The organism is bacterium (genome assembly GCA_035371905.1).
Classification (GTDB): Bacteria; Ratteibacteria; UBA8468; order B48-G9; family JAFGKM01; genus JAMWDI01.
The window spans coordinates 1-13650 of sequence record DAORXQ010000015.1; the positions used below are offsets into that span (position 1 = coordinate 1).

The 13650-nt window shown below is 27.6% G+C and carries 13 protein-coding genes; 9 read left to right on the forward strand and 4 right to left on the reverse strand.

Translation table 11 applies throughout. From position 1 onward, the window contains the following. Together PKV21_02810 and PKV21_02815 are read left to right on the forward strand one after the other, a co-directional pair. On the forward strand, nt 1-526 hold a 526-nt coding region (locus tag PKV21_02810; protein ID HOM26420.1), incomplete at its 5' end, for a uroporphyrinogen decarboxylase family protein. Further along, nucleotides 510-1097: a 2-oxoacid:acceptor oxidoreductase family protein gene (locus PKV21_02815; protein ID HOM26421.1), complete on the forward strand. Its 588-nt coding sequence runs from the start codon at nt 510-512 to the stop codon at nt 1095-1097. The genes PKV21_02810 and PKV21_02815, both read left to right, overlap by 17 nt. A 23-nt stretch (nt 1098-1120) precedes the next feature. Here the strand turns inward: PKV21_02815 and PKV21_02820 are convergent, their stop codons facing one another. The 4 genes from PKV21_02820 to PKV21_02835 all read right to left on the reverse strand — a co-directional run bounded on the left by PKV21_02820 (nt 1121) and on the right by PKV21_02835 (nt 2936). Then, on the reverse strand, nt 1121-1555 hold the full coding sequence (locus PKV21_02820; GenBank protein ID HOM26422.1) for a hypothetical protein: 435 nt from the start codon (nt 1553-1555) through the stop codon (nt 1121-1123). Nucleotides 1556-1638: 83 nt separating this feature from the next. Further along, a complete protein-coding gene (locus PKV21_02825) occupies nt 1639-1992 on the reverse strand; it encodes a hypothetical protein (GenBank protein HOM26423.1) in 354 nt (117 codons plus the stop codon). After that, a complete protein-coding gene (locus PKV21_02830) occupies nt 1985-2413 on the reverse strand; it encodes a zf-HC2 domain-containing protein (protein ID HOM26424.1) in 429 nt (142 codons plus the stop codon). Before PKV21_02830 ends, PKV21_02825 begins: the two co-directional genes overlap by 8 nt. Beyond that, complete coding sequence (locus PKV21_02835) at nt 2403-2936, reverse strand: RNA polymerase sigma factor (GenBank protein ID HOM26425.1); 534 nt, start codon at nt 2934-2936, stop codon at nt 2403-2405. The genes PKV21_02830 and PKV21_02835 overlap by 11 nt, the downstream gene beginning before the upstream one ends. Nucleotides 2937-3042: 106 nt before the next feature. Between PKV21_02835 and PKV21_02840 the strand changes: the two genes are divergently transcribed. From PKV21_02840 to PKV21_02870, 7 genes are read left to right on the forward strand one after another with little or no spacing between them, the layout of a single operon-like run. Continuing rightward, a complete protein-coding gene (locus tag PKV21_02840; protein HOM26426.1) occupies nt 3043-4488 on the forward strand; it encodes an RtcB family protein in 1446 nt (481 codons plus the stop codon). Nucleotides 4489-4490: 2 nt separating this feature from the next. Next, nucleotides 4491-5111 (forward strand): AMMECR1 domain-containing protein, encoded by a 621-nt coding sequence (locus tag PKV21_02845; GenBank protein ID HOM26427.1) that lies wholly within the window; start codon nt 4491-4493, stop codon nt 5109-5111. 14 nt (nt 5112-5125) lie between these two features. Beyond that, nucleotides 5126-10255: a carboxypeptidase regulatory-like domain-containing protein gene (locus PKV21_02850; GenBank protein ID HOM26428.1), complete on the forward strand. Its 5130-nt coding sequence runs from the start codon at nt 5126-5128 to the stop codon at nt 10253-10255. After that, nucleotides 10252-10917 (forward strand): VanW family protein, encoded by a 666-nt coding sequence (locus PKV21_02855; GenBank protein HOM26429.1) that lies wholly within the window; start codon nt 10252-10254, stop codon nt 10915-10917. Before PKV21_02850 ends, PKV21_02855 begins: the two co-directional genes overlap by 4 nt. Nucleotides 10918-10945: 28 nt before the next feature. After that, the gene (gene pal, locus PKV21_02860; GenBank protein ID HOM26430.1) at nt 10946-11608 is read left to right on the forward strand and encodes a peptidoglycan-associated lipoprotein Pal; all 663 of its coding nucleotides are present in this window, start codon (nt 10946-10948) and stop codon (nt 11606-11608) included. Then, nucleotides 11605-12921 (forward strand): LysM peptidoglycan-binding domain-containing protein, encoded by a 1317-nt coding sequence (locus tag PKV21_02865; GenBank protein ID HOM26431.1) that lies wholly within the window; start codon nt 11605-11607, stop codon nt 12919-12921. The genes pal and PKV21_02865 overlap by 4 nt, the downstream gene beginning before the upstream one ends. Nucleotides 12922-12936: 15 nt before the next feature. After that, the gene (locus PKV21_02870) at nt 12937-13650 is read left to right on the forward strand and encodes a carbohydrate-binding family 9-like protein (protein HOM26432.1); all 714 of its coding nucleotides are present in this window, start codon (nt 12937-12939) and stop codon (nt 13648-13650) included.

Sequence of the window (13650 nt, forward strand, 5' to 3'; positions counted from 1 at the left end):
TATGGTAAATGAAGCATTGAAAAAAACAGAAATAATAAAAGAAAAAACATATCTTGATGGATTTGCTTTATGTAGTGATTATTGTTTCAATTCAGGTCCATTTTTAAGTCCTAATATGTTTTCTGAATTTGTTACTCCATACCTTGCAAAATTAATAAAGGGATATAGAGATATGGGATTTTATACAATTAAACATACAGATGGTAATATAATGCCTATAATTGACCAACTTGTAGAAACAAATCCTCATGCTTTACATTCACTTGACCCTCAGGCAGGAGTTGATATAAAAGTTGTAAAAGAAAAATATGGTAATAGAATTTGCCTTATTGGAAATGTCAATTGTGGATTACTTCAAACAGGAACAGACCAGGAAGTAATTGAATCTTGTTTATATGCTCTTAAATACGGAATGCCAGGATATGGATATATTTTTTCAACATCAAACTGTATATATACAGGAATGCCACTTGAAAGATACCTTTTAATGCTTGGTATTTGGAAAGAATATGGAAACTATAAATAAAGTTAGAATAATTTTAGGTGGTTCAGGTGGACAGGGAATTTTAACATTAGGAAAATTACTTGCTTATGCAGGTATTAAAAAAAATTATGAAGTGAGTTGTCTACCAACATATGGTGCAGAAATGAGAGGTGGATATATATATTGTTTTGTAATAATTTCAAAAGAAAAAGATATTTTTTCTCCATTAACAGAAAGTTGTGATATAGGTGTTTTTTTAAATGAGATGTCTTATAAAATGCTTAAAAAATTTCTGAAAAAAGATGCTTATTCCATATTAAATTATTCTCTTATAAAAAATTTTAAAAAAAACGAAAAAGTAATTGAAATACCCGCAACTGAAATTGCTGAAAAAACAGGAGATATTAGAATTACAAATATGGTTATGGCAGGTGTTGTTTCTAAATTAATTTCACAAAAATTTTTTGATTATGAAAAAGAAATATTAATAAACGAAATAAATAAAATAATGGAGAAGGAAGAAATTATAAAGTTATGTGAAAAGGGTATAAAGGAAGGTTGGCAGTATTTAACTTTTAAAGAAAAAAATAAAAAGGACTGCCACCAGATTTAATTAATACAGAAAATTAAAGATACTTATTTTTTGGGTTTTTCTGTTGTAGGTTTTTCTTTATACTCAGAAATTTTAATTAAAGTATATTCTCCAGTTTTTGTCTCTTTATAAAGAGCAGTTACTTTTTTACCGGTTGCAAGTTTATTTATTTCTTCCTGCATCTTTGGAGTTGTGGCTTTCAAAGTAATTTCTGTACCATCTTCTTTTTTAATCTTAATTGTATTTGCTGTTGTATCTATATTTGTAATTTCACCTACAACTTTCTGAATCTTTACTTTTGCTTCACTCGCAGGGGCTCCTGGTTGTGCAGGAGTTGCTGGAGTGGCAGGAGTTGCTGGTTGTGCAGGTGTTGCTGATGATTTTGGTTTTTCAGTTGTACTTTTTTCAGCGGCAAAAAGTGAAATTCCGAAAGACGTTATAAACATTATACAGGTTAAACCTGTTATAATTTTTTTCATGTTTTTTCACCTCCTTTCTTTTTTATTTATTTTGTTCTGGTGGCAGTCCTTTAATATAAAGATAATTGTAAATTTAAAAAAGTTTACATGTTCTCAAAAATTTCATTATATATCTTTCTCAGAGTTTCTCTTTTTTCTTTATCATATTTTAAAAATTCAACATAACTCTGAAGTAATGAACTTTTTTCTTCTTCATCCAGTTGTAAAAAGTTGTAAAAATTCTCCCATATTTTATTTTTTTCTTTTTCAGAAATTGAAAAATAAATCTTATAATTATGCAAAAAATTTTCCATTTCGTATATTGTCTTTAACTCCTCTGGATAGAGATAACTTTTAATTGGATGTTCTTTTTTATAAAAATATGAGTAAGCAGTAAAAATAAATAGAAAAGTAGTTATTACTAAAAAAACATTTAAAATTCTATCTCTTTTATTCATTTTCCTCCTCCATTGCAATTATTTCTTTCAAAGTATCAAGATTCTTTATAATATGATAATCTTTGAAAAGGTGTAGATGTCTTATAAGATTAATCTGTTCCTGAAAAATATTAAAAAAAGTAGTTGCTAAAATAAATACAATCATAAAAGAAAGAGTAATTTTTTTTATTCTAATTATTCTTGAAAAACGAGTTTCTTTATAATCTTCAATTCTTTTCAAAATTTTTTCTTTCAAGATAATCCAGTAATTGTCTTCTGTATTTTCCTCAGAAGAAGGTAGAAGTTTTTTTACATATTCAACATAAGACCTGCATCTTTCACAGATTTTAATATGCTCTTCTATTTCTTTTTTTTCTTTATCATTCAGTTTCCCTTCAATATAAAGAATTAGGTTTTCTTCAAGATTTTCACTACTTTTCATTCTTTAAAACCTCCTTTAATGCCCTAATTCCTCTAAAAAGATGTACTTTCACTGTCCCTTCTTTGCAATTCATGATTTTTGAAATTTCTTTTATTTTTAAATCTTTCAAATATTTAAGTTCAATTGCTTCTTTTTGCTGGGATGAAAGTTTTTCAAGTGAAGATTTTATTTTTTCTTTAAGGATTTCTTTCAAGTAATTTGAGTCATTATTCTCATTTTTTATGTTTAAAGTACTTTCAAGAATATGATAAAGATTTTTCTTACTATAGTTTTTCCTCATATATTCTCTCGTTAAATTTAAGGCAATAGTATATATCCAGTTTGTAAGTGAATTGTATTTTTTTAAATCTTTTATTTTTTTGTAAATAATCAAAAATGTTTCCTGTGTTATATCTTCTGCATCCTGTTTATTATTTAAAGACCTATATGCAATTCCATAAACCATCTTTTCATATTTTTTTACAAGTTCCTCAAAATTCTCAATCCCATTTTCGTTTAAAATTTTTTTTGTAATCTCTTCCATGGAAGTTTTATTATAATAGAGTTTATTTTTTAACAAAAAGTTTACATTATTTCATTTAACTTATTTATTTAAGGTATAATATTAGAAAATGATAAAGGAGTCAAAAATGGCTGAAGAGTTAAAAATAGAAAAGATTAATGAATATAAGTGGATGATACCCAAAGTGGGTGAAATGCGTGTTCCCGGTATTATTTTTATTTCTGAAAAATTACTTAAAAAAGCAATTGAAGATAAAGCAATTGAACAGGTTGCAAATGTGGCAAAACTTCCAGGTATAGTTAAATATAGTTTGGCAATGCCTGATGTTCACTGGGGTTATGGTGCTCCAATTGGTGGAGTTGGTGCTTTTAATGAAGAGACAGGTGTAATAGTCCCTGGATTCGTCGGCTACGATATAAACTGCGGAGTTAGATTAATAAGAACAGATTTAACAAGAAAAGATATAGAGAATAAACTTAAAGAACTGGATGATGGATTATTTTATAATGTCCCTTCCGGTGTTGGTTCTACAGGAAAATTGAGATTGAAAAGAAAAGAACTTGAAGAACTCGTTGTAAAAGGAGCAAAATGGGCTATTGAAAAAGGATTTGGTAAAAGGGAAGACCTTGAAAATATAGAAGAATATGGCTGTCTTGAAGGAGCAAACCCTGATGTTATAAGTGATAGAGCATATGAAAGAGGGCTTGAACAATCAGGAACCCTTGGTTCAGGAAACCATTTTCTTGAGATTCAGGAAGTTATACATATTTATGATGGTAAGATAGCAGAGAAATTCGGTCTTTTTAATGGACAGATTACAATAATGGTTCATACTGGAAGTCGTGGATTTGGCTATCAGATATGTGACGATTATCTTGATATGTTTGGAAAAGTTGTTCATAAATATGGAATTAAATTACCAGATAGACAACTTGCCTGTGCTCCAGCAAGTTCTCCGGAGGGGCAGAAATACTTTAAGGCAATGAAAGCAGCCGCAAATTATGCTTTTGCAAACAGACAGATGATTTATTACTGGATATGCGAGACATTTGAAAAAATTTTAAAAATCCCTGCAGAAAAATTATATATTGAAACAGTTTATGATGTTGCACATAATATCTGTAAATTTGAAACGCATACTGTAAACGGAAATAAAAAGAGAGTTTATGTTCACAGAAAAGGAGCAACAAGGGCATTTCCAAAAAACCATCCAGAAATTCCTGAAAAATATAAAGATGTTGGTCAACCTGTTATAATTCCGGGGACAATGGGAACCGCTTCTTATGTTCTTATTGGAACTGAAAAAGCAATGGAGGAGACATTTGGAAGTACCTGTCATGGAGCGGGAAGAATGATGTCAAGAAGTCAAGCAATTAAGGAAGCAAAAGGAAGAAGTATATCAAAGGAATTATTGGAAAAAGGTATTATTCCAAAAGCAGTGAGCGAAAAAGGACTTGCAGAAGAAATGCCGGGTGCTTATAAGGATGTTGATGAGGTGATAAAAGTTGTTGAAGGTGTTGGAATTTCAAAAAAAGTTGCAAAAATGATTCCGCTTGCTGTTATAAAAGGATAAGAATGTTTTTAGTTTTCAGAAAAATATTTAAGAATTTCGGTAAAATTATTACAATTTTAATTTTTCTATTTATTTCTATCACAAATTCTCAAATTGACCTAAAACTTGAAGCACTCAAACTATCAAGAGAAACCTTAATAACTTATTTAAAAACAAACCGAATACCCGAAGTCAATTCTATATTAAATTCAATACCTTCAAAATCAATCTTCATAACATTGACTAAAAACGGAAAAACAAGAGGATGTGCTGGAAGTTTCATCCCGATTTACAATTCCCTTGGAGAGAGTGTTATTAATTTTACCATAATTGCTGCAACACAGGATATAAGATACAATCCTGTAAAAATAGAAGAAATTGATGAAATTATTATAACAATAACTTTTCCAGAAAGAACAGTTTGTATAGAAAATCCATATATGATAAAACCATTGAAAGAGGGGCTTATAATCAGAAAAGATGGTAAAGAAGGGGTTGTATTACCAGGAGAAGCAAAAACAGTTGAGTATGCAATAAAAATAGGTTTAAGAAATGCAAATTTAAACAATTTAAATGGAGCAATTTTTTATAAATTTAATGGAAGCAGTTTTTCTGAAAAAGATTTAAAGTATGAAAAAAACTAAAAATGGGGTAAGAAATGAAAAAATTGTTTATTTTTATCTTATTGAGCAGTACACTTCTTTTTGGAGATACTATTAAAGGAATTGTTGTTGATTTAAAAGATAATCCTGTGAAAAATGCTGAAATTAAAGTTGAAGCAATAGCACCTCTTACAGAAAAAGATACAAAAACAGCAAAAACAGACAAAAAAGGAGAATTTATAATTGAAAATTTAAAGACGGGTTATTACTATTTAAGATGCAATGCTTCCGAATTTTTAACCTGTAATATGGGAAGAATTGAAGTAAATCAGGCAAAATATGGAATTAAGAGTTATAAAATTGTTATGCAAAAACCAGGTTCAATAAGTGGTTATGTTTACGATGAAAATTCAAAACCAATAGAAAGAGCAAAAGTTGGTAATTATTCAGTCAGTGTTTTTACAGATAAAAATGGATTTTATAGAATTACAAATCTTTATCCAGGAAAAATATATCTTTACTGTGAAAAAGAAGAATATATCAGGGCAGAAAAACAAAATATAATTGTGGAAGAAAATAAGGAAACTGGAGGAATTAATTTTACTTTGCAAATAGGAGGAAGTATTTCGGGTGAAATTTTAGATGATGAAAATAAATCCATAAAAAATTCCAGTGTTTATACTGAAGGTAATATGTATAAGTGGACTAGAACAGATGAAAAAGGACACTTTATTATTAAAGGTCTTCTTCCCGGTATATATAAAATTTCAGTTTATGCTCAGGGATATGAATATGGATATGCTGGTAATATTGAAGTTAAAAAAGGAGAAACTACTAAAATTGCACCTGTTCATTTAAAATTAAGACCAAAAAACTTTTATTTATTTACAAGAACAAGTACTTTTCTGCCTACTGAAAATGTAACTTTATTTTACAATTCATTTAGAATTACCAAGGTAAAAGTTGATGTTTATAAAGTTGACATTTTTTCTGAAATAAACAAAATCAGATGGAGAGAAGCACCAAATCTTTACAATCTTCAAAATAACATAAAGACAGATGGTTATGAACCTTTATTTTCAAAAGAGTTTAAAATTGAGTATCCTTCACCATTAAGTGACCTTTACCATAAAACAATTGAAATAAGTAAATTGCCAGCAGGTGTTTACATAATAGTTGCCAAGCCAGAAGATTTTTCAGAACAGAGAAAGTTAATAATTGTTACTGATATTGGAATTATCTGTAAAAGTGCAGAGAAGCAAAGTTATCTATATTTAGTTGATTTAATTACAGGGAAAAAATTACCGGAAGTTAAAGTTTATTTTTCTTATTATGACAGTAAACTTGGAGAATATAAATTTAAAACAAAAACAACAGATGAAAATGGAATAATTGAATTTGAAAATTTTTCAGGAACTCTTTTTGCATCAAAAGAAAACAGTTTTGCTTATATAGATTATGGATATGAAAGGTCATTTCCTAAAGAAAAAATTTATGTTTATACAGATAGACCGGTATACAGACCTGAACAGACAGTTTATTTTAAAGGAATTTTAAGAAAAGATGAGGGAGACCATTATTTACTGAAAAATATTAATTCTGTAATAGTTAATATAACTGACCCGATGGGAAATAATGTCTATTCAACAAATGCAGAAGTTAAAAATGGTTCTTTTTCCGGTTCATTTACAATTCCCGATGAGGCACCTCTTAGTTTATATTATTTAAATGTTTACAATCCTGAATATGATTATCAGGGAAGTGTCTCCTTCAAAGTACTTGAATACAGAAAACCGGAATTTTTTGTAGAAGTTAAAAGTGATAAGGAAAGATATCTGCCCAATGAAAAAGTAAAGATACTTATAAATTCAAAATATTATTTTGGAGCACCTGTAAAAAATGCAGATGTAAGTTATGCAGTATATGAAACACCTTTACTGGAATATGATGATTATTATGAAGGAAAATATGAAGGTGAATACTATGGTTACAGAAAATATCTTACTTCTGGTGAAACAAAAACTGACGAAAAGGGAGAAGTACTTATTGAATTTATGACGAAGAGTTCATATGAAAATGAAACAATATATACTGTTGAAGTTAGAGTAACAGACATAAGTAAAAGAGAAGTTAAATCAGATTGTTCCTTTAAAGTTGTACCTGGAAATTTTAGAATAAATATAACAACTACAAAATATCTTTATACACATTCAGAAAATATACCTGTAAAAATAGAAGTTATGAATTATGATGGAATTCCTGTAAAAAATCAAAAAATAAATTTGAAAGTTGACCTTGAAAAATATAAGAACAAAAAGTTTTATTATAAAACAATCCTTGCAGATACTATAAAAACAGACGAAAAAGGTAAAATTGAAATAAATATAAAACCTGATGTATGCGGATATATAAGAATTTCTGCTTCTTCTATTGACGAATTCAATAACCTTATTACATCAAATAAATTCATCTGGATTGCTTCTGAGAACTATTACTTTAACTATGGCAAAAAAGAACTTGAAATAATAACTGATAAAAAAAATTACAGAACTGGAGAAAATGCAAAAATACTGATAAACTCTTCAATTCCTGATTTAACATTATTCTTGACTATTGAAAGTTACAGAATTCATGAGACAAAAATTTTTGAGATGAAAGGAAATTCTGTTTTAATAGAAATACCAATAAAAAAAGAATATCTGCCAAATGTTTATCTTTCAGTTTTCAGTGTTAGAAATAAAAAGTTTTATGAAATTACAAAAAATATAAAAATTGCACCTGATGAGAAATTTTTAAAGGTTGATATAATTACGGATAAAGATAATTATACTCCTGGTGAAAAAGCAATTTACAGAATAAAAACAACAGATTTTAAAGGAAATCCAGTTTCTGCTGAATTATCCTTTCAGGTTGTGGATGAAGCAATTTACGCAATATCACCTGAATTACAGAGCAAAATTGAGGACTTTTTCTATGGTAACAAACCAAATTTTGTTTCAACAACTTACTCTTTTATTAAACATTCATACGGTGGTACTTCAAAAGATATTAAGGATATTGACATAAGAAGAAAATTTAAGGATACCGCTTACTGGAATCCATACATATTTACTGATAGAAATGGAAATGCAACTGTTGAGGTAGAACTTCCTGATAATCTTACAACATGGAGAGCAAAAGCAGTTGCTGTAACACATGATACACTTGTTGGAACAGGAATAAATAAAATAAAAACATCCAAACCACTTATTGCAAGATTAATATTACCGAGATTTCTCGTTGAAGACGATATTCTTTTTGTTTCAGGAATTATTCATAACTATACAAAAAAAGCACAGGATTTAAAAGTTGTTTTGAAAGGAGATGGATTTGAAATGCTTGATAAAAATGAAGTTATTATTTCTGTTGAACCTGATAGTGAAAAAAGAGTTCAGTGGCAGATAAAAGTTAAAGATATAGATAAAGCAAAGTTTACACTTATTGCATGGAATTCAGAAGTAAATGATGGAATGGAACTTGAAATACCTGTTTATCTATACGGAAATGAAATAAGAGAGGTTAAAAGCGGGAAATGTGATAAGGAAATAACAGAAAAATTTGATATACCGGTAAACTCATATAAAGTAAATTTGATTTCAATAATATATCCCTCAATTGCATCAGGTATGTATCATGCACTTGAATATCTTGTTAATTATCCATATGGTTGTACAGAACAGACAATGAACACATTTTTACCTGCAATTTATGTAAATCTTGCTTTAAAAAATCTTGGAGTTGAGGATTTATCTTTTCTTGCTGACAATATTTTCTATTTTCAAAATATGCTTCAGAAATTACCAAAAATTATGAATAAAGGACTTTCAAAATTATACAGATATCAGCATGACGATGGTGGCTGGGGATGGTGGGAAAGTGACCCATCTCATCCTTATTTAAGTTCATATGTTATGTATGGACTCTCACAGATAAAAAAAGTAGGATATATTGTTAATGAAAATGTATATTCAAAAGGTAAAAATTATCTGAAAAATATATTACCGGACATTAAAGAAAATGACACTCTCATTTATGTCCTATATTCATTATTTGAGAGTTGTTCAGAAAATATGACAGATGGAGAAGATAAAATAATAAGGGAATACTCTGAAAAACTTTACAATAATTTAATTTCACAAAAAACAATCCATCCATATACAGGAGCACAACTTTCTCTTATTCTGAATAAATTTGATAAAAACAAAGCAAAAGCAATTCTTGATAAGATTTATAAAGATATAAAACTTTTAACTCCTTATTCTGCATTTTTCATCTGTGAAAAAGAAAATTCTTACAGGTGGATTGATAACAACATTGAAGGAACTGCATGGGTTTTAAAAGCAACACTTCAAATTGAACCTGAAAGAGAAGAAATTTATAAAATAATAAGATATCTTGTTGAAACAAGAAGATTGGGTTACTGGAGGTCAACTAAAGAAACAGCAGTTTGTATAAATGCTTTGACAGATTTCCTTTTGAAAAATCCTTCAGAACTTCACCCAGATTACTCTTTCCTCTTATATCTTAACAATGAAAAAATTGAAGAAATGAAGGTCACAAAAGATACCCTTAAAAAATTCAGTACAAAAATTAAAATATCTGAAGAAAAGATAAATAAGGGAAGCGAAAATATAATAAAATTTCAAAAAGAAGGACCCGGAAATTTATACTATTCAAATCTTTTAAGTTATTATCAGAAAGGTTTTATTAAAGAAAGAAATTCTGGTTTTAAAATTGAAAGGTTTTATGAAAAAGTTGTAATTGAGAAAAAAGGGGAAGAAATTTATGAAAAATATGAACCTGTGAGAGAACCGGTAAAAGTTGGAGATAAAATTCGGGTAAAACTGAGAATAACAGGAGAAGATTTTTATGAATTTATCATAATTGAAGACCCTTTACCAAGTGGTTTTGAAGTGATTGAGGATGAGAAAAATTATTATTTTTATAATGAAAAACAAGTGAGGGATGAAAAAGTTGTATTCTTCTGGACAGAATGGTATGGAGAAAAAGTAAAGGAAATTACATATTATATAAGACCTGAAATAGTTGGTTCTTTTCATGTTTTACCTGCAAAAGTATATTTAATGTATTTTCCTGATGTATATGGAAATTCTGATGAAAACTATATAAAGGTAGTTGAAAAATGAGAAGTTTGAAATTATATTTATTTTTTTTATTTTTTTCAAAACTGATTTTCTGTGAAGATTTTAATTATCTCTGGGCTGAATATTCTACCTATTTTAAAGATGGAATAGATGCAAGAAAGAAGAATATTGAGAGTGCAGTAAAAATACTTGATGGATACATTCTCTATCCTAATATTGAATTTTCTTTTATTGAAGAAGTTATAAATAAAATTCCTGAAGATGAAATGGGACCTGCTTCTACAATTGTTGGTGAAAAAAGAGTTCCTGGAATTGGTGGAGGATTATGTCAGGTGGCAACAACCTTATACAATTTAGCATTACTTTCAGGAATTTCAATAAGAGAAAGAAAAAATCATTCATCCCCTGTTAGTTATGTTTCCCCTGGACTTGATGCTACAGTTTCAAAAGAAGAAGATGTAGATTTAAAAATTCAAAATCCTTATAAATATCCATTGATGATTAAGGTAAAAGTTATAAATAATAAACTTCAAATGGAACTTTATGGAAAAGTACCCAAAAAGAGAAATATTAAAATTGTTGTTGAAAATTTTAGAAAAACAGACAATTATTTTGAAACAATTACAAAGAGATATATATACGATGAGGGAAAATTGTTGTTTTATGAAATAATTTCAAAGGATAAATATAAAATTGACTTTTAAACTAAATGAAAGTTATAATTTATTAACTATGAGAAAAATATTTATTCTTGGATGTTTAATCACATTTTTTTTAATTCTTACAGGATGCCAGAATATAGAAAAAAAAGAAGAAAAAGTTAAAGAGGAATCAATAAAAGAAAAAATAAGTGATTTAATTACAAAAGAAGAACCTGAAAAAAAGATTGATTTTGGAATTTCAGAAATACCAAAAGTCACTCCGGGAATAAAAGAAAAAAAGAATAGCGAGGTGGAAAAAAAAGAGTATTCAGAAGAAATAGTAAGTGAAAATTTATATCCAATACCGGAAAATATTAAATTTGTATCTCCATCTGAAATAAATCAGGAAATGGCAGAAATCTTTCAGAATATATATTTTGATTATGACAGTTATGATATAAAAAAAGAAGAAATTGAAATTTTAAAAAAAATTGGAGATTATCTTATAAAAAATCCAGAAATAATGGTTTTAATAGAGGGGCACTGTGATGAAAGAGGAACAAGAGAATATAATCTTGTTCTTGGAGAACAGAGAGCATTAAGTGTAAGAAATTTTCTGATAAATCTTGGAGTATCTTCAAAAAGATTGTTCACAGTAAGTTATGGTGAAGATAAACCCGCTGTTTTAGGAAGTAATGAGTCAGCATGGGCAAAAAATAGAAGATGTGAATTCAAAATAGGAATAGAAAAGTGAAGAGAAAAAATATTTGCTTATTTTTTCTAATTTTTATAACTGGATGTACCAATTTAACAACAAAAAAAGAAGAAGTATCCAAAGAAAAAATAAAAGATATTGAAGATGCTTTATTTTTAAGTGCAGAAAATTTTGATAAAAGAATAAAAAAATTAGAGGAAAATCAGTCCGCAATACTAAATGTTCTGAATAAAAATACAAACCAAATTTCAGAAGCCATTAATTCTTTAAATGACTATATATCAAAGGAAAAAGATTTTTCCGGAGAAATCAGAAAAACAAAAATTGAAATTACAACTCTTAAAGAAGATATAAAGTCATTAAACAATAAAATAAGTGAAATGAAGGGTAAAATTGATGAAGTAATGGTGATGACCGAGGAAAAAAATAAAAAAATTGAAGAGGGACTAAATAAAAAAATTGTAGATATAGAAAAAGAAACATCTCTAATAAAAAAGAACTATACAGATATCCTTTCACTTCCTCTAATCTTACAGAAATCCATGAATGAATTCCAAACCTCACTTACAAAAGTAATAAATGATTTTCAAAGTAATCTTTTAGAACTAAAAAATTCACAGATAAAACTGTCAAATATTATTGAGGATACCTCAAAACAAATAAAAGATTTAAAAACTAAAGTTGAAATACTTGAAAATTCTTTAAAATTACAGAATAAAACAATGATTGATGAATTAACAAGACAGGAAAGCGAAATATTTTCGGTCAAAAGAGAAGTTTTCTATATAACAAGAGATGTTAAAGAAATATCAGACAAAACCTTCACAAAAAATGATGAATTATTTGAAGATGTTAACACTCTAAAAAAAACATATAATGACTTAATCTCATCCACTTCAACACTTGTTAAATCTCTGAGCAATTTACAGGATGAAATTTTAAATCTAAAAAATAGTGTTGCAAAAATCAATCAAAATATTGAAAATTTAAATAAGGAAATATCCGATTTAAAAACCGAATTTGATTCAACTAAAAAAACGATAAATGAAAATAATAAAATTTTTATTGATGAATTTGCAAGACATGAAAATGAAATTTTGAAATTAAAAGAAGTTATACTTTCAGATACGCATATTTCAACAAAAATGAATAATGAAAAAATAAAGATTTTGGAAAGAGATGAAACAAAAAAAATTTATACAGTCCAAAAAGGTGATTATCTTTCAAAAATTGCAGAGAAATTTAAAGTTAATATAGATGAACTGAAAAGGGTTAATAATTTGAAAAATGATATAATCTATCCAGGACAAAAACTTATTATACCTGTAAAAATTAATATAATTTCTGAATAACGAAAGTAGGAAAGAATGAAGAAATATTTTTTCTCATTTTTTATTCTATTTCCAACTTTTTTATGGTCTGAAAGAGAACTATACATTGCTGAAAAAGTTAAAAAAGAAATTATAATTGATGGAAACATAACTGAGGAAGAATGGGGTAAAAAACCAACAATAAAGAGATTTTATATTCCTGGTAATTTTAATAAAAAACCATATTCAAATACAACTGTCTGGATTAAATATGATGACAACTACTTATATATTGCAGGAAAAATGGAGGATAAATGTCTTATAGGATATGTCACAAAAAGGGATGGACCTGTCTGGAATGATGATGTTTTTGAAATTTTCATAAAACCAGAATTTAACTCAAACTATTATTATGAGATAAATTCAAACATTCTTGGAACTTTATTTGATGCTTTCTTTCATAGAAAGGGTGTTTATTACATGAATAATGTTGAAAAATTTTCTTCAGAAACAAAAGTTGCTGTTAAAATAAATGGGACTCTGAATGACGAAAATATTGATGAAGGATGGGAAATTGAAATGGCAATACCTTTTTCTGCTTTTTCAAAAACAACAAAACCTCCAAAGAAGGGAGATATCTGGTATTTTGCAGTAAATAGATATGATTATTCAATTTATATACCATATGGAAGAGAACTTTCAAGTTCAGCAAAATTAAGAAGAACTGATTTTCATCTATATTATGACTATGACAAATTACTATTCAAATGA